Origin of the sequence: Bradyrhizobium sp. LA6.8 (assembly GCF_040547935.1) — a bacterium.
GTDB classification, from domain to species: domain Bacteria; phylum Pseudomonadota; class Alphaproteobacteria; order Rhizobiales; family Xanthobacteraceae; genus Bradyrhizobium; species Bradyrhizobium barranii.
The window spans coordinates 335881-352166 of the sequence record NZ_JBEPQQ010000001.1 but is presented as its reverse complement, the minus strand read 5'-3'; the positions used below and the strand labels follow the sequence as shown (position 1 = coordinate 352166).

Genomic DNA, 16286 nt, shown 5'->3' with positions numbered 1-16286 from the left:
AGCCGTCGTTGGCGCACAAGGTTTCGGAGAGAGCAGAGCCCGGCAATTCGGAAGTGAAATTCCCGGTCGATTAGTTTCACATTTTGTGGGCGGTGACTGAAGAGGAGGCCGACGGCCACGCGTTCGCGCTGGCAATTAGTTGCTATTCGTGCGCGCCCGCGCCGACATAGAAGGAAGCTGGAGGTTCGTCATGACCATGACCTTGGTGGCGCCGACTGTGGCGGCCTATGAAGCCAGCGCCGATCTCGCGACGCTCGTCGTGCGCACCACGCAGGACGATGTGGTCGGGATCGGTGCCGAGCAGCTCCGTCTCTCCTGCAAATGCGCCCACTGCACCCGCGCCCGCTTCGACGATCGCTTCCCTGAACGCTTTCCCGGCATCGCCATCACCGAGATCGGCGATCTCGGCTATGGGCTGAACATTTCGTTTTCGGATGGGCATAATCGGGGGATTTATCCCAAGCCGTATCTGCTGAGTTTGGCGGGGCGGTAGACGAAGATGCCTTCGAGTGGGGCCACGGATCGTCCCACCAACTCCGCCGTCATTCCCCGCGAAAGCGGGGAATCCAGTACGCCGCGCCCCCTCCGTATCCCATTGACGTCTCTGGAATACTGGGTCGCCCGCCCCAGTGCGCACAAGGCGGGTGATGACACCGGTGTGAGTGGCCCCCCATCTGGCACGGACATTGCTCCTCTTTAGAACGATTTGAACGTTCCGGAGGCAAACGATGTTGCAGGCGGCCAATGTGGTTCGCGGGACGGTTCCCGCAACGGTCCGGCCTGCCGGAGGCTCCTCGCTGCTGCTGACCGAGAACCAGCAATGGATCGGCGGACCGCCACCGCTGATGGACAAGCTGTCACCGCGCGAGCGAGATCTGGTGCTGAAGCAGGGCCGGCGAAAGGTGCTCAACCGCGGCCAAACGCTGTTCAGCCAGGGCGGCAAGCATGACGGCATCTGGCTGATCGAGAGCGGCCGCATCCGCGTGTTCTACACTTCGCCGCTCGGACGCGAGATCACGCTGGCCTATTGGCACGTCGGCAATTTCGTCGGCGGGCCCGAAGTGTTCGAGGGCACCGTGCATCAATGGTCCGGCGTCGCATCCAGCAATTGCAGCGTCGTGCACCTGCCCGGAAAGGAGCTGCGGTCGCTTGCCGTGGAGATCCCGAACCTCGCCATCGGCCTCATTGAAGGCCTCACCTTCAAGGGCAAATGCTATTCGGCGCTGGCGCAGATGCTGGGAACGCGCTCGATCACCCAGCGCCTCGCGCATCTTCTGCTGCATCTGGTCGAACTCTACGGCGTAGAGGATGCCGACGGCCGGGTGATCGCGGCGGCCTTCACCCATGCCGACATCGCCCACATGGTCGGCGCGACCAGGCAATGGGTCACGATCAGCCTGAAACGGATGCAGGAGAAGGGAATCGTCGTCACCAAGCGCTCGCAGATCGTGGTGTGCCGGGCCGACGCTCTCGAGGAGATGCGCGGCCAGAGCGGCGACTAGGGTCGATGCACAGGCAGGTGGCTTTATAGTGCAGGACTGCCCAAGGAGTATGCAATCAGCTTTTCCCGGCAACTAATCGACTGCGGCGGTCACTCCGGATTTGCCCTGCCCGCGGCCTCACCCAATCATGGCAACCACAGCACATCCAACCGAATGAGGATGAGAATGGTCCGCCATCTTCCCACGCTCTCGATCGCGATGTCGGTGACCTCGCTGGCGCTACTCCTGGCGCAGCCGGCCTTGGCGGAAACCGTCACGCTCGGCATTGGAACGCAGGACACCACGACCAACACGGTGACCGCCGGCGTCGTCATCCGGCAGCTGCATCTCCTCGAGAAATATCTGCCGAAGGACGGCAAATACGCCAACATCAAGTTCGAGCTGGAGTGGCAGAATTTCACCTCAGGCCCGCCCGTCACCAACGCGATGATGGCGAACAAGCTCCAGATCGGCATGATGGGCGACTATCCGCTGATCGTGAACGGCTTCACCTTCGAGAGCAATCCGGAGAGCAAGAGCCGCCTGATCGGCGTGGCCGCCTACAGCCTGTCCGGCTCCGGCAACGGGCTCGTCGTCCACAAGGACTCGCCCTATTACGATCTCGCCGATCTCAAGGGCAAGCTCGTCAGCGTGCCGTTCGGCTCGGCCGCGCACGGCATGGTGCTGAAGGCGATGCAGGACCGCGGTTACGCCTCCGATTTCTTCCAGCTCGTCAGCCAGAGCCCGGAGGTCGGCTCGACCAATCTCCAGGAGAAGAAGATCGACGCCCATGCCGACTTCGTCCCCTTCGCCGAGCTGCTGCCGTTCCGCGGCTTCGCACGCAAGATTTTTGACGGCGTCGAGACCAATCTGCCGACCTTCCACGGCATCGTAGTCCGCACCGATTTCGCCGAGAAATACCCTGAAGTCGTCGTTGCCTACTTCAAGGCGCTGATCGCCGCCAACCAGTGGCTGCGCGACGATCCCAAGCTCGCCGCGGAAAAGATCCAGGAGTGGACCGGCATCAACAAGGAAGTCGTCTATATCTTCCTCGGTCCTAGCGGCAACATGACCACCGATCCCACAGTGAAGCCGGCGCTGATCGACGCGGCCGCGACCGACGTCAAGGTGCTGCAGAATCTCGGCCGTATGAAGGAGTTCGATCCGAAGAAGTGGGTGGATGATTCTTACATCCGCAAGGCCTATGCCGAGATGAAACTCGACTATGACGCGCAGCTTGCGAGCACCAGGAATTACGAGATCACGGGCGAAGACTCGTTCTGCAAGAAGCCGATCACCGACCCGCGCAAGGCCGGCGAGGTCTGGGTCGACGATGCCGGTATCCTGCCGTTTGCGTCCGCAGCGTGCACGTTAGGGGCCTATGCCGACTACAAGGCCAAGGGCAAGAAGATCAATGTCGCCTACATCTTCGACACCACCCGTGGAATCAAGCTGTTCGCCGACCAGGCCTTCTTCGCGGTCGGCAACGGCGAGGTCGCGCCGTTCCTGCTGAAGAAGGACGCGGAAGGCTATGCCGCCAAGATCAATGGCAAGGTGCTCGGCTTCGAAGACGCGGTGAAGGCGGCGGTCGGCGGAGGCAAGACGTGAGCAGTCCCGCCCTCGCCAGACATCCCGAGGACAGCATGCCGGCAGCAACTGCAATCGCCGAGGCGGGCCCCGTGCCCGCCCCTTCCCCGCCCGCGACACCGCCTTCCTTCGGCACGCTCGCGCTGCGCTGGTACCGGCTCAATCGAGCGGGGCTACGCGCGACGGCGATCGGCATCATATCGCTGCTCGCCTTCCTGCTGGTCTGGCACCTGCTCACGACCTATCGCGTCGTGTTCTTCGTGCGCTTCACCAACGTGCCCTCGCCGCTCGCGGTTTATGCGAGCTTTACCAAGGCGATCCACGACCCCAAATTCCTGCTGCACATCCTCCTGAGCTGCCGGCGCATCCTTTTCGGCTTCTCGCTCGCGGCGGTGGTCGGCGTGCCGCTCGGCCTGATCATGGGCCGCTTCAAGCTGGTGCATGAGATCATCTTCCCCGTGGCCGAGGTGCTGCGGCCGATCCCGGCAATCGCGTGGGTGCCGATGGCGATCATGCTTTGGCCGACCAACGAGCAGAGCATCGTCTTCATCACCTTCCTCGGTGCGTTCTTCCCGATCCTGGTCAACACGCTGCATGGCATGTCGCTGGTCGATCCAGTGCTGGTGCGCGCCGCGCAATGTCTCGGCGCGCGAGAACGGTCGATCTTCCGCGAGGTGTATTTTCCAGCTTCGATGCCGCACATCTTCACCGGCCTCACCGTGGGTATGGGCGTGGCCTGGGTGTCGCTGATCGCCGCCGAGATGATCTCGGGTCAATACGGCATCGGCTACTTCACCTGGGAGGCCTATTCCCTTGTCCAATATGCCGACATCGCGCTCGGCATGATCGCGATCGGCGTGCTTGGCCTTGGATCGAGCCTGCTTATCAGGGGCGCCGGGCAGTTGGTGATGCCGTGGAGGCTAAAATGAACGAAATCCTGACCAAAGCACCGCAGGGCCATATCGAAGTCAGGAATTTCTCCCTCAGCTATGAGAGCATCGAGGGACCGGTTCAGGCCGTCACCGATACGCAGATTCATGTGAAGCCCGGCGAGTTCGTCTCGATCGTCGGCCCCTCCGGTTGCGGAAAGTCGACGCTGCTCAACGCAGTCGCGGGTTTCCTCAAGCCAACCACCGGTGTAGTCACCGTCGACGGCGAGCGGGTCAACGGCCCCAGCGCCGAGCGCGGCATGGTGTTTCAGCAATATTCGCTGTTTCCGTGGAAGACGGTGCGGGAGAACGTCGAGTTCGGCCTGAAGATGCGCGGCATGGCGCGCTCCCAGCGCGAGCGCGCGGCGCGCACGCTGCTCGGGCTCGCGGGGCTCGAGGCCTTCGAAAAACATTATCCGGAAAAACTCTCCGGCGGCATGAAGCAGCGCGTCGGCATCGTCCGCGCGCTCGCGACGGGACCGAAGGTGCTGCTGCTCGACGAGCCGTTCGGCGCGCTCGACGCGCAGACGCGCGTCATCATGCAGCAGATCCTCACCAACATGTGGCAACGGCTGAAGATCTCGGTGCTGTTCGTCACCCACGACATCGACGAGGCCATCTTCCTCTCCGACCGCGTCTATTGCATGACCGCCCGCCCCGGCTCGATCAAGGCGGAAATCCCGATCCCGCTGGAGCGGCCGCGGCAGCAATCGATGATGATGTCGTCGGAGTTTTTGGCGCTCCGTCGCGGGCTGATGTCACTAATCCGCGAGGAGAGCCTGAAGGCGATGGGCGGCGAGATCAGCGACATGGGCATGCAAGGGCTCAACATCGAGCTGCATGGGCATTCGCTGGCGGATGTGATCTAGCGCCCCATCTCGACGATTGCGCTCTTACTTCCCTTCTCCCCTTGTGGGAGAAGGTGCCTTGCCGAAGGCAAGGCGGATGAGGGGTCTGCTTCGGCAAACTCCCCTCTCAGTTCGGACTCGCGGATAGAACCCTTCATCCGGCGCTTCGCGCCACCTTCTCCCACAAGGGGAGAAGGAAGAGGAGTACGCAGCCGCTGTGCTCCCCTCACTTGAACCAGTGCACCAGCGCGATGCTGATCCCGAGCAGCAGCATCAGCGATAGTGTCACGGCGGCCGTCACCCGGCCCCCGACATTCGCCAGCACCTTCACATCGACGCCCAGCCCCAGCGCGGCCATCGAGACCACCGTCAGGAAGCTCGTGATCTTCGTCACCGGCCCGACCACCGTGCCCGGCACGATCTCCAGCGAGCGCAGGGTCGCCAGCGCAAGGAAGCCGAGGATGAACCAGGGGACCAGGCGGAAGAAGCCGACATTGGATTTCTTGGCGCCGGTCTGCCAGCGCGAGGCCGCGAGCGACAGGCCGACCACGACCGGCCCGAGCATCAACACGCGCATCAGCTTCACCAGCGTGCCGATCTGCGTCGAGACGAGCCCGGCCGGGACCGTCGCCGCAAGCACTTGCGGCACGGCGTACACGGTGAGGCCTGCGAGGATGCCATATTGCGTGGCAGACAATTGCAGCAGGGGAATCAGCAGCGGCAGGCCGAGGACCATCATCACGCCGAGGATCGCCGTAAAGGAAATCGAGGACGCGATCTCGTCGTTGTTGGCGCCGATGATCGGCGCGACGGCGGCGATCGCGGAATTGCCGCAGATGGAATTACCGCAGGCGATCAGGATCGAGAGCCGCGTCGACAGGCCCAGCATGCGACTGAGGCCGAAGGAGACGCAGAGCGCGATCACGACGACCGCGGCGATCGATGCCAGCAGCGCCACGCCGGAAGCCGCGATGGCGGCGAAACTGATCGAGGCCCCCAGCAGCATGACCGCGACTTCGAGCAGCTGTTTGGCGCTGAAGGCGATACCGGCCTGCCAGCGCGGCGCCGGTTTCCAGAAGCTGCGCAGCGCCATCCCGAGCAGGATCGCCATCACCAGCGCTTCGACATAGGGGTGCTCGAAGACACCCAGCTCGGCCCGTTCGAGCAAGGCCGAGATACCGGCCACGGCGATGCACAGAAGGATTCCCGGAATCAGCGCCGCGATACGGCTCACGACAGTGGTTGGCTTGGCGTCGGCCGGGCTGGATGCTTGATTCTGCGACACAAATCTCTCCCAGAGGAGAAATATTTATACGCAGTGCTGGTCGATTGGGGAATAAGTTTTCAGCATATCAGGGCCGAGGGAAGTTCTATGCTCAGCCCGGAATAATCGGCTCAGAAGATCAGGCTTTTGGCGAGCGAGGCGACGCGGCTGAAGCTGTCATAGACGCCCGGCTCGAAGAAGGCCGCACGCGCGAGCACGATCCCCGCGACCAGCGACCAGAACACCGTGGTGCCGGCCCGCAGCAGGAGCTTTGACGCGCGCGATCGCGGCTGGGTGTCCGTTGCGGACACCAGCTGCTCGCCGAAGGGCTCAAATCCAGTGCGTTCCATGACCGTCAATCCATCAAATTCTGAATGGAATGTCGTCGTTTCGGCCCCAAACGGCAATGGAAGCGATTGGCGTTTTTGGCCCTCGACGGGGAAACTCCTTCCGTCTGACGAACCCGAGACAACAGTTTTCTTCTTTGGACCGGTTTGGCGGTCCGGAACCCGGTTAAAGCGCCAGATAGCGGCGACGGATCGCGTCGTTGGCCTTCAGCTCGTCGATCCCGGCGGCATAGACGATCTGGCCCTTGTCGATCACCGTGGCGTGGCTCGCAAGCCCGAGGCAGAAATGCATGTTCTGCTCGGCGATCAGGACGGTCGATCCGAGCTGGCGGAGCTGCCGCAACAGCTCGCCGATCCGCTGCACGATGATCGGCGCGAGGCCCTCGCTCGGCTCATCGAGCAGCAACAGCGCCGGGTTGCCCATCAGCGTGCGTGCGATGGCGAGCATCTGTTGCTCCCCGCCCGAGAGACGTCCGGCGATGCGATGGCGCAGCGGCTCCAGCAGCGGGAAGACGTCGTAGATGCGCTTGATCGGCCACTCGTCCTGGCCTTCCGGCCCCTTCTTGCGACCGATGACGAGATTGTCCTCGACCGTGTGCTCCGGAAAGATCTGGCGATCCTCCGGCACGAAGCCGAGACCGGCGCGCGCGATATGGTGCGGCTTCTGGCCCGAGATCACCGCGCCGCGCAGGCTGATCCTGCCCCGCCGCGGCGGCGCCAGCCCCATGATCGCCTTCATGGTCGTCGATTTGCCCGCGCCATTTCGGCCGAGCAGCGCCATGGTCTCGCCCTGCCGCACCGAGAGGCCGACGCCGAACAGGATCTGGCTGGTGCCGTAGTAGACGTCGAGATCGGCGACCTCGATAATGGTCGCGCTCATGCGGCGGCCCCCGCATGTTCGGTGCCGAGATAGGCCTCGATCACGGCGCTGTTGCTTCGGATTTCGTCAGGCGTTCCGGTTGCCAGGATGCGGCCGTAGCAGAGCACGACGATCTTTGGGGCGATCTTGAACACGATGTCCATGTCGTGCTCGATGAAGACGACGGTGATTTTCTGCGTCTCCCAGAGCTCGCGCACCTTGTCGATCATGCGCCAGCGCTCTTCCGGGCCCATGCCGGCAGTCGGCTCGTCCAGCAGCAGAACCTTTGGTTCGAGCACCAGAGCGAGCGCAATGTCGAGTAGCTTCTGGTCGCCATGCGACAGTGTCGCGGCCGTGCGATTGCGTTTTCCCGCGAGGCCCAGCAACTCCATCACGTGCTCGGCGCGGTCGCGCGTCTCGGGCAAGGGAAAGCGCTTGTGCAGCACCGCGGAGGAGCGCTGGTCGGCGCTGACGGCGGCAAGCATGGTCTCCTGCACCGTCAGCGATTTGAAGATGCTCGCAACCTGGAAGGCGCGACCGATGCCGTGGCGCACGATCTCCGGAGGCGAGCAGCCGGCGAGATCGATGCCGTCGAGCAGAACCTGGCCGGAATCCGGCCTCAAGGCGCCCGTAATCAGGTTGAAGAACGTGCTCTTGCCCGCGCCGTTCGGTCCGATCACCGCCGTGAGCGAACCGTCGGGAAAGTCGAGCGTGACGTCGTTGGTCGCCTTCACGCCACCGAAGGATTTTGCGAGGTTGCGGATCTCGAGCATCGCTAGCGCCCCTCGCCTGCGTCACGCCGGTGCGCGAACCAGTCGGCAACGAAATCCAGCAGGCCTTTGCGCAGGCCCAGCGCGAAGAACAGGATGACCACGCCGAGCACGATGCCGTGGTACTCGGTGAAGCGCGTGACGGTGTCGTTAAGCAGAAGCAGCAGCACGGTGCCGACCATCGGCCCCAGGAAGGTCGAGACACCGCCGAGCATGTTGATGAAGATGCCCTCGCCCGAGATCGTCCAATAGGCGAATTCCGGATAGGCGCCGGAGACGAACAGCGCCATCACCATGCCGCCCATCGCGGCAAACAGCGCCGCCAGCACGAAGACTGTCAGCTTTGCCCGCCAGACGTCGATGCCGAGAAAGCTCGCGCGCGCGGCATTGTCGCGGATCATGCGCAAGGTGTAACCGAACGGCGATTGCGCGATCTGGCGCATCGCGAGCAGGCCGAGGATGAGAAGCGCGCAGCTCGCGACATAGAGATGAACGTGGTTCGCAAGATTGATGCCGAGGAATGTGGGGCGCGGAATGCCGCCACGCAGGCCCTGGTCGCCGCCGGTGAAGGAGGCCCAGGACAGGATGGTCGAGTGGATCAGCATCTGAAACGCGAGCGTGACGAAGGCAAAATAGATATCCTTCAGCCGCACGCAGATCGCGCCGATGATTGCGGCGATTACCGCCGTGATCGCCAGCGTCGCGACGAACGCCACGGGAATCGGCACGCCCAGCTTCTGCATGATCAGGCCTAAACTGTAGGCGCCAAGGCCGAAGAACATGCCGTGGCCGAACGAAGTCAGGCCGGTGTAGCCGACCAGCAGGTTCAGCGAGGTCGCGAACAGGCCGTAAGCCGAGCAGCGGATGACGAAATCGAGCAGCGCCTTGCTGCCCGTCAACAGCGGCAGGCTCGCCAGCACGGCGAACGCGATCACGGCAATCAGGACGTCGCGATAGCGTAGAAACGCCGCACCGCTGCGCACCGGCGCCAGCGTCTCGGCGCGTCCAGCCTCGAGCTCGGTCATGCCGCCTCCTTGCCGAACAGGCCGGTGGGCTTGGAGACCAGCACGATCACCATGAACAGGTACATCAGGCCTTCCGTGAACAGGGGAAAGCCGAGCGAGCCGAAGGACCTGATAAGGCCGAGCAGCAGCGCACCGATCAGCGCCCCCAGGATCGAGCCCATGCCGCCGATCACAGTGACGATGAAGGATTCGATCAGCACCGAAAATCCCATGCCGGGGGTCAGCGAGCGCACAGGCGCCGCGAGCGCGCCGGCAAGGCCCGCCAGCATGCCGCCGAGCGCGAACACGCCCCCATAGATCAGGCCGGTGTTGATGCCGAGCGCCGAGACCATGCCGGGATTATGTGCCGCCGCCCGGATCACCTTGCCGATCCGGCTGCGCGACAATCCGATGCCGAGCACGATCGCCACAACGAGCGCGACGCCGATCAGCAGCAGGTAGTAAGGCGGCACCACGCCGCCGGCGATGAACAGCGGCATCACCTGGAACGCCGCGGGCATGCCCATCGACTTGAATTCCGGCCCCCAGATGATGCGCACGACATCGTCGAAGATCAGCACGAAGGCGTAGCAGACGAGCAGCTGCATCAGCACGTCGGCGCCATAGACGCGGCTCATGAAGACGCGCTCGAAGATCAGACCAAGAATCGCGGTCCCGGCCGCGCCCGCGAACATCGCCAGCGCGAAGCTCCCGGTGAGCTGATAGGCCGTCATCGCGAAATAGGCGCCGAACATGTAGAAGGCGCCGTGGCTGAAATTGACGACCTTGAGCACGCCGAAGATCAGCGTCAGCCCGACTGCAACCAGGAACAGGAGCATGCCGATGATGAGGCCGCTGGTGGTTTGCGTCACCAGGCAGGCGGAACTGGAGAGGCAGCCGGCGAGCGCGTCGAGATCCACGGGAGCACTTTCATTGCGACGCGCCGAACTTGGCGCGGAGAGCCAAATAAAAACGGCAGAGACGGCCGCCCGTCTCCGCCGCGCGTCACATCAGGTGTAGCCCTTGCTCTTCTTCCACTCGGCCTCGAGCTCGAAGATGGTCTTCCAGTCGCCGGCCTTGACCTCGGGCACATAAGGCTCCTGCGGGATCGTGGTGCCCCAGCCGATGGCGTAGCCGACCAGCGTGTGGTCGTCGCCGCGCATCGTCACGGTACCGTCGGCGCCGAAAGGGCACTTGATGGTGAGGCCCTTCAGCACCTCCGCGATCTTCTTGCCGTCGGTGGAGTTCGCCTTCTTCGCGGCCTCAGCGAGGAACATCACGGCCGTCGCGTTCTGCCACGACCAGTTGGTCGGATATTCGTTGTACTTCGCCTTGTAGGCATCGCCCCAGGCCGCGTTCTCCGGCGTGGTCGGGAAGGTCTTGATGTAGCGGTTGCCGGAGTGAATGCCCTTCGGCAGGTTCTTCACCACGGTAAGTGCGGTGTAGTCGGCCATATTGACCGCGAACACCTCCATCTGGCCGAACATCGCGTAGATGTTGGCCTGGTCGATATAGGAGGTGAGATCGCCGCCCCAGAGGCAGGAATACAGTGCCTGCGGCTTGGCCTGGAGGATCTTCGTCACGACTTCGGTGTAGTCGGGCTGGAACAGCTTAGGCCAGGACTCGCTGATGATTTCGACGTCGGGCGCAAAGCGCTTCAGGTACAGCGTGAACTCGCCGGTGGTGTCGCGGCCATACGCATAGTCCGGCGAGCAGGTCGCCCACTTCTTCAGGCCCTTGGCCTTCGCGATCGAGGCGGCATAGCTGGCGCCGACGATGGAATCGTGGATGCCCTGGCGCACGCAACGGAATGCGTTCGGGATGTGTTGCTTCGGATCGGCCGTGAGCGAGGACGCCTCCGAACAGGTGTGGACGCAGAGCACACCGAGATCGCGCGCGACTTCGTGAACCGCAAACGATCCGGACGACGCCTCGCCGTCGATCAACCACTCGCAACCATCGGTGTTGACGAGCTCGCGCGCGACGCGGGCGGCTTCCTGCGGCTGCCCCTTGGAGTCGCGGATCACCATCTCGATCTGACGGCCGGCAAGTCCGCCGGCGGCGTTGACCTTGTCGACCTCGAGCATCACCGCATTGCGCGACGACGTGCCGAGCTGCGCGACGCGGCCCGACAGAATCGTCGGCATGCCGATCTTGATGGTCTTGGCTTGCGCGCGCGCCACCCACGGTGCGGCAACACTCATCGCACCGGCGCCCATCAGCGCCAGCGTTGAACGGCGGCTGATGCCCGGCATGCGGGTTCTCGTCATTTTCCCCTCCCTCTTTCGGGTCGGCGTTTCCTGGTCCCTTGCCGGAGATCGTCTCGTCTCCGTGTTCCCAACAATTTCAGAGGCAGGGGGGTGACGTCAAGCCAAAGATGAATTACGAGTCATAATTCATCAAAGGAGGAAACGAGGCCGGTAATCGGCCCAAAACCCGCAAAATGATCAATCTTTCGAGCTTCATCACCTTTCATGCCCAGCGCACGCCGGACCGGCCCGCGCTGAAATATCGCGGTGAGGAGATCTCCTACGCCGATTTCGATGCGCGCATCCGGCAAGCGGCCGGCTGGCTCGCCGCGCAGGGCATCGGCGCGGGCGACGTCGTGGCCGTGCTGATGAAGAACAGCGCGGCGTTCCTGGAGCTCGTCTTCGCCACCAGCCATCTCGGCGCGGTGTTCTTGCCGATCAATTTTCGTCTTTCACGCGACGAGGTCGGCTACATCGCGGGCAATGCCGGCGCGCGGTTGTTGATCGTCGATGACGAATTGGCTGCGAACGCCGCGGGCGCGAAGGTCGTGGTGCTGAAAGAGGCCGCGCAGCAGAGCGTCACACGGCTTGCGAGCGATGCGTCGCCCGCGTCAATGCACGTGCACCAGCCATCCGACCTGATGCGGCTGATGTACACCTCGGGCACGACGGACCGCCCCAAAGGCGTGATGCTCACCTACGATAATTTCTACTGGAAGTCCGCCGACCAGACGATTGCGCTCGGCATCAGCGCCGAGACCCGACTGCTCGTCGTCGGCCCGCTCTATCACGTCGGCGCGCTCGACCTGCCGGGTATCGCCGTGCTCTGGCATGGCGGCTTCATCCGCATCGAACGCAATTTCGAGCCGGAGACCGCGCTTGCGGCGATCGCGGAGGACAAGCTCAACGCGGCATGGTTCGCGCCTGTGATGACCACGGCGATGCTCACCTGCCCCACCCGCGATCGTTACGACGTCTCCAGCCTGCGATGGGCGATCGGCGGCGGCGAGAAGACGCCGGAGGTGCGCATCCGCGCGTTCTCGGAGTTCTTCCGCAATGCGCGCTACATCGATGCCTATGGCCTCACCGAGACCGTCGGCGGCGACACCTTCATGGAAGCCGGCCGCGAGATCGAGAAGATCGGCTCAACCGGGCGCGCCATCGCCCACGTCGAGATCGAGATCCGTGACGAGGACGGCAAGACGCTGCCGCCGAACGTCAATGGCGAGATCTGCCTGCGCGGACCGAAAATCACGCGCGGCTATTGGAAGGATCCGGAGAAGACGGCGGCGGCCTTCTTCGGCGACTGGTTCCGCAGCGGCGATGTCGGCTATCTCGACGAGGAAGGCTTCCTGTACCTGACCGACCGCAAGAAGGACATGATCATCTCTGGCGGCGAGAACATCGCTTCCTCCGAGGTCGAACGCGTCATCTACGATTTGCCCGAGGTGCGCGAAGTCGCGGTGATCGGCCTGCGCGATGCGCGCTGGGGCGAGCGGCCGGTCGCGATCGTCGTGCTGGCCGAAGGCGCGAGCCTTGAACTCCCTGCCCTCACCGAGCACTGCCGTACGCGCCTGGCGAGCTTCAAGGTGCCGAAGGAGCTCGTCATTCGCGACAGCCTGCCGCGTAATCCGAGCGGAAAGATCCTCAAGCGCGTGCTGCGCGCCGAGCTGGAGACGTCTGAATGACGCAAGCGAATGCCAAGGTCACAAAGCTTAACCGCGTCGAACGCAACGCCTGGACCAAGCAGAAGATCTTTGACGCCGCGACCAAGGTCGTCGGCAAGCATGGCTATGCCGAAGCCTCCGTCGCCCGCATCACGGAAGAAGCCGGCGTCGCGCAAGGCACCTTCTACAATCATTTCGAGAACCGGCAGGAGCTGCTCGACCAGTTGCTGCCGAAGATCGGCCTCGACATGGTGGAATTCATTCGCGCCCGCACCGGCACTGCCGATGCCGCGCGGCAGGAGATCGCCCGCTTCTCCGCCTTCTTCGACTTTATCCGCGAGGTGCCGGAGTTCCTGCGCATCCTCAACGAGGCCGAATTCTTCGCGCCGATCGGCTACCAGAAACATCTCGACAACATCTCGGTCGCCTATGTCCGCATCTTGCGCCGCGCACGAGCGGCAGGCGCGATCGAGGATTACAGCGACGAGGAATTCGAGGCCATCGTCCACATGCTGATGGGCGCGCGCGGCTATCTCAGCCGCCGCTACTCCTATTCGGCTGACGGCGTCACCGCCGTGCCAGACCACGTCATCTCCGCCTATCGCAAGCTGATGACGCGCGGCCTCTTCAGTGCATCCGGAGATCAGGACACGCCATGAACATCGCATCTCCACAAAAGCCGCTCGATCTCGTCTCCGCGATCGCCGAAGGCGATATCCGCTGCCTGCTGATGGTGCTGGTGCACATGACCGGCGATGAGCGCTGGCTCGAGCCGCCGTACTTGCCCAAGCGCGACATCCGCCTCATTCCCGATCCGGAAGCCGGCGTGCCCCGGGAGGTCCAGGACGAGATCCGCGCCGCGGTGGTCAGGCTTTTTGCCGACGGCACGCCAAAACCTGTCATCACCGATCCCGGCGAAGCGCTGCTCTTGAAGATGATGCGCGCCTGCCTCGGCGAGAACGTCGCGCCGGAATACGCGCCGCTGATGCGCGAGGAGATGGGATTTGTAGCGCGTGAGCCGCAATGGACGCAGCGCCCCTCCGCCGAGAAGCTTGCCGGCCAGCACGTGCTGATCGTCGGCGCCGGCGTCTGCGCCATCGCGCTCGGCGTCGCACTCGGCCATCTCGGCATCCCCTACACCATCGTCGAGAAGAACGCCGAGCTCGGGGGCACCTGGTGGATCAACCGCTATCCCGGCTGCGGCGTCGATACGCCGAACCATTCCTATTCCTACTCGTTCGGCTCGGGCAATGCATGGACGCGCTATTTCTGCCAGCGCGAGGAGCTGCTTGCCTATCTGCTGAAGGTCGCCGAGGAATACGGCATCCGCGAGCATCTGCGGGTCAATACCGAGCTGACAGCGTCGCGCTGGGACGAAGGCAAGCGACGCTGGATCTCAACGCTGAAGACGAAGAGCGGCGAAGAGATTTTTGAATCCACCGCGCTGGTCTCGGCCATCGGCCAGCTCAACGATCCCTCGCGCGCGCATTTCAAGGGCGAAGACAGTTTCAAGGGAACGATCCTGCATTCGGCGCTGTGGTCAGGCGATATCGACCTCGACGGCAAGCATGTCGCCGTGATCGGCACCGGCGCAACATCGATGCAACTGGTGCCGTCGATCGCCGGCCGCGTCGCCTCCGTCACGGTCTATCAGCGCAGCGCGCAATGGGCGCGGCCCGTTAAGGGCTATTCCGATCCGATCAGCGAGGGCGCGCGCTGGCTGCTCGCGCATCTGCCGTTCTATGTGCAGTGGTATCGCTTTAACATGTTCTGGCGCTACGGCGACGGCCTCTTGCCGTTCCTGCGCAAGGACCCGGCCTGGCCGCATCCGGAGCGCGCCGTCAACAAGGGCAACGACCGGCATCGCCAGGAGCTGACCGATTTCATCCTCACCGAGCTGAAGGACCGCCCCGACCTGATCGCCAAATGCGTGCCGACCTATCCGCCCTATGGCAAGCGCATCCTGCTCGACAACAACTGGTTCAGGACGCTCACGCGGGACAATGTCGAGCTCGTCACCGACACGATCGATCATTTCGATCGCGACGGCATCGTCACCGCTGACGGCAAGCACCGCCCCGCCGACATCATCGTCGTCGCCACCGGTTTCAAGGTGACGGAGATGGCGGCACGCCTCAACATCAGCGGCCGCGGCGGCAAGGATCTGCGCGAGGCCTGGGCCAACGACAATCCGACGGCGTTCCTCGGCCTCACCGTGCCGGACTTTCCGAACTTCTTCTGCATGCTCGGCCCGAACTCCGGCCCCGCCCATGGCGGCAGCGTCATCTTCCAGTCGGAATGTCAGAGCCGTTATGTTTCCGCCTGCCTCGCCGACATGATCGAGCAAGACGTCGCCGCCATCGACGTCCGTCAGGACGTGCTCGACGACTACGTCCGCAAGGTCGATGCCGAGCACGAGGCGATGATCTGGACCCATCCCGGCATGAGCACCTATTATCGCAATTCGAGCGGCCGCGTGTTTTCCGCGATGCCCTGGCGGTTCGTGGACTACTGGCGCATGACGCATGATCCGGATCTGGGGCAGTATCGGCTGACGAAGGGGTAGGTCGTGATCGGTTGATCGCGCCACGATGACGGTGCACCTTCTCCCACAAGGGGAGAAGGAAGAAAGAGGAAGCCGCCAATGCCCAAGCCGCTTGTCCGCGTCTACACCGACTACAAAAGCCCCTACGCGTTCGTCGCCAACAAGCGGCTGTTCTCGCTCGAGGAGACGCACGGCGTCGAGCTCGAATGGCTGCCCTATACGCTGCGCGTCGCCGAATTCATGGGGACGGTCGAGGAGCGCACGCCGCATTTCTGGCGCAAGGTGCGTTACGCCTATATGGACGCGCGGCGCTATGCCAATGCGCAAGGGCTCGTCATGAAGGGGCCGCGCCGGATCTACGACGCCTTCTATTCCAGCGTTGGAATGCTGTTCGCACAGCGGCACGGCTTCTTCCGCCCTTATCACGACACGGTGTTCCGCGAATTCTGGAGCCATGAGCTCGAGATCGACGATCTCGCCGCAATCACGGACGTCATCACCGCGTGCGGCGGCTCGGCGAGCGAGTTCGAAGCCTACGTCAACGGCCCTGCCCGCGCCGAGCACGATCGCATCATCGACGAGGCCGAAGCACTCGGCGTGTTCGGCGTGCCCACCATGGTGTTCAACGGCGAGCTGTTCTGGGGCGGTGATCGCATCGACATGCTGATCGAACGGATCGAGCGTCCGGAAACGATCGAGGCCGCGCTAGGGAGCCGCCACCGCAAATCAGTGTAGC

General features: G+C 63.5%; 16 protein-coding genes. 9 read left to right on the top strand and 7 right to left on the bottom strand.

What is annotated here, in order from left to right; all coding sequences use genetic code 11:
• Positions 1-196 precede the first annotated feature (196 nt).
• The 5 genes from ABIA90_RS01475 (at position 197) to ABIA90_RS01455 (ending at position 4866) form a co-directional block, all read left to right on the top strand.
• Positions 197-493: a gamma-butyrobetaine hydroxylase-like domain-containing protein gene (locus ABIA90_RS01475; RefSeq protein ID WP_354117613.1), complete on the top strand. Its 297-nt coding sequence runs from the start codon at positions 197-199 to the stop codon at positions 491-493.
• 235 nt (positions 494-728) lie between these two features.
• Positions 729-1502 (top strand): Crp/Fnr family transcriptional regulator, encoded by a 774-nt coding sequence (locus ABIA90_RS01470; protein WP_354117025.1) that lies wholly within the window; start codon positions 729-731, stop codon positions 1500-1502.
• Positions 1503-1667: 165 nt separating this feature from the next.
• A complete protein-coding gene (locus ABIA90_RS01465; protein ID WP_354117024.1) occupies positions 1668-3089 on the top strand; it encodes an ABC transporter substrate-binding protein in 1422 nt (473 codons plus the stop codon).
• Positions 3086-3997, top strand: coding sequence for an ABC transporter permease (locus ABIA90_RS01460; RefSeq protein ID WP_176400458.1), 912 nt, complete (start codon positions 3086-3088; stop codon positions 3995-3997). The genes ABIA90_RS01465 and ABIA90_RS01460 overlap by 4 nt, the downstream gene beginning before the upstream one ends.
• Entirely contained in the window at positions 3994-4866 is an 873-nt protein-coding gene (locus ABIA90_RS01455; protein ID WP_085400672.1) for an ABC transporter ATP-binding protein, read from the top strand. Before ABIA90_RS01460 ends, ABIA90_RS01455 begins: the two co-directional genes overlap by 4 nt.
• Positions 4867-5071: 205 nt before the next feature.
• Here ABIA90_RS01455 and ABIA90_RS01450 read toward each other — a convergent pair whose 3' ends face one another.
• The 7 genes from ABIA90_RS01450 to ABIA90_RS01420 form a co-directional block, all read right to left on the bottom strand.
• Positions 5072-6130, bottom strand: a complete 1059-nt coding sequence (locus ABIA90_RS01450; protein WP_354117023.1) for a YeiH family protein — start codon at positions 6128-6130, stop codon at positions 5072-5074.
• Between the two features lie 110 nt (positions 6131-6240).
• Positions 6241-6459, bottom strand: coding sequence for a hypothetical protein (locus tag ABIA90_RS01445; protein ID WP_063984492.1), 219 nt, complete (start codon positions 6457-6459; stop codon positions 6241-6243).
• A gap of 163 nt (positions 6460-6622) precedes the next feature.
• Positions 6623-7336 (bottom strand): ABC transporter ATP-binding protein, encoded by a 714-nt coding sequence (locus tag ABIA90_RS01440; RefSeq protein ID WP_063984493.1) that lies wholly within the window; start codon positions 7334-7336, stop codon positions 6623-6625.
• The gene (locus ABIA90_RS01435) at positions 7333-8088 is read right to left on the bottom strand and encodes an ABC transporter ATP-binding protein (RefSeq protein ID WP_354117022.1); all 756 of its coding nucleotides are present in this window, start codon (positions 8086-8088) and stop codon (positions 7333-7335) included. The genes ABIA90_RS01440 and ABIA90_RS01435 overlap by 4 nt, the downstream gene beginning before the upstream one ends.
• Positions 8089-8090: 2 nt before the next feature.
• Positions 8091-9110: a branched-chain amino acid ABC transporter permease gene (locus ABIA90_RS01430; RefSeq protein ID WP_354117021.1), complete on the bottom strand. Its 1020-nt coding sequence runs from the start codon at positions 9108-9110 to the stop codon at positions 8091-8093.
• Complete coding sequence (locus ABIA90_RS01425) at positions 9107-10009, bottom strand: branched-chain amino acid ABC transporter permease (RefSeq protein ID WP_063984496.1); 903 nt, start codon at positions 10007-10009, stop codon at positions 9107-9109. Before ABIA90_RS01425 ends, ABIA90_RS01430 begins: the two co-directional genes overlap by 4 nt.
• A 90-nt stretch (positions 10010-10099) precedes the next feature.
• Positions 10100-11359, bottom strand: coding sequence for an ABC transporter substrate-binding protein (locus ABIA90_RS01420; protein ID WP_354117020.1), 1260 nt, complete (start codon positions 11357-11359; stop codon positions 10100-10102).
• A 173-nt stretch (positions 11360-11532) separates the two neighbouring features.
• On the opposite strand from ABIA90_RS01420, the gene ABIA90_RS01415 reads away from it, so the two are divergent.
• The 4 genes from ABIA90_RS01415 to ABIA90_RS01400 all read left to right on the top strand — a co-directional run bounded on the left by ABIA90_RS01415 (position 11533) and on the right by ABIA90_RS01400 (position 16285).
• On the top strand, positions 11533-13026 hold the full coding sequence (locus tag ABIA90_RS01415; RefSeq protein WP_354117019.1) for an AMP-binding protein: 1494 nt from the start codon (positions 11533-11535) through the stop codon (positions 13024-13026).
• Entirely contained in the window at positions 13023-13664 is a 642-nt protein-coding gene (locus tag ABIA90_RS01410; RefSeq protein WP_354117018.1) for a TetR/AcrR family transcriptional regulator, read from the top strand. The genes ABIA90_RS01415 and ABIA90_RS01410 overlap by 4 nt, the downstream gene beginning before the upstream one ends.
• On the top strand, positions 13661-15571 hold the full coding sequence (locus ABIA90_RS01405; protein WP_354117017.1) for a flavin-containing monooxygenase: 1911 nt from the start codon (positions 13661-13663) through the stop codon (positions 15569-15571). The genes ABIA90_RS01410 and ABIA90_RS01405 overlap by 4 nt, the downstream gene beginning before the upstream one ends.
• Positions 15572-15649: 78 nt before the next feature.
• The gene (locus tag ABIA90_RS01400) at positions 15650-16285 is read left to right on the top strand and encodes a 2-hydroxychromene-2-carboxylate isomerase (protein WP_354117016.1); all 636 of its coding nucleotides are present in this window, start codon (positions 15650-15652) and stop codon (positions 16283-16285) included.
• Position 16286 lies beyond the last annotated feature (1 nt).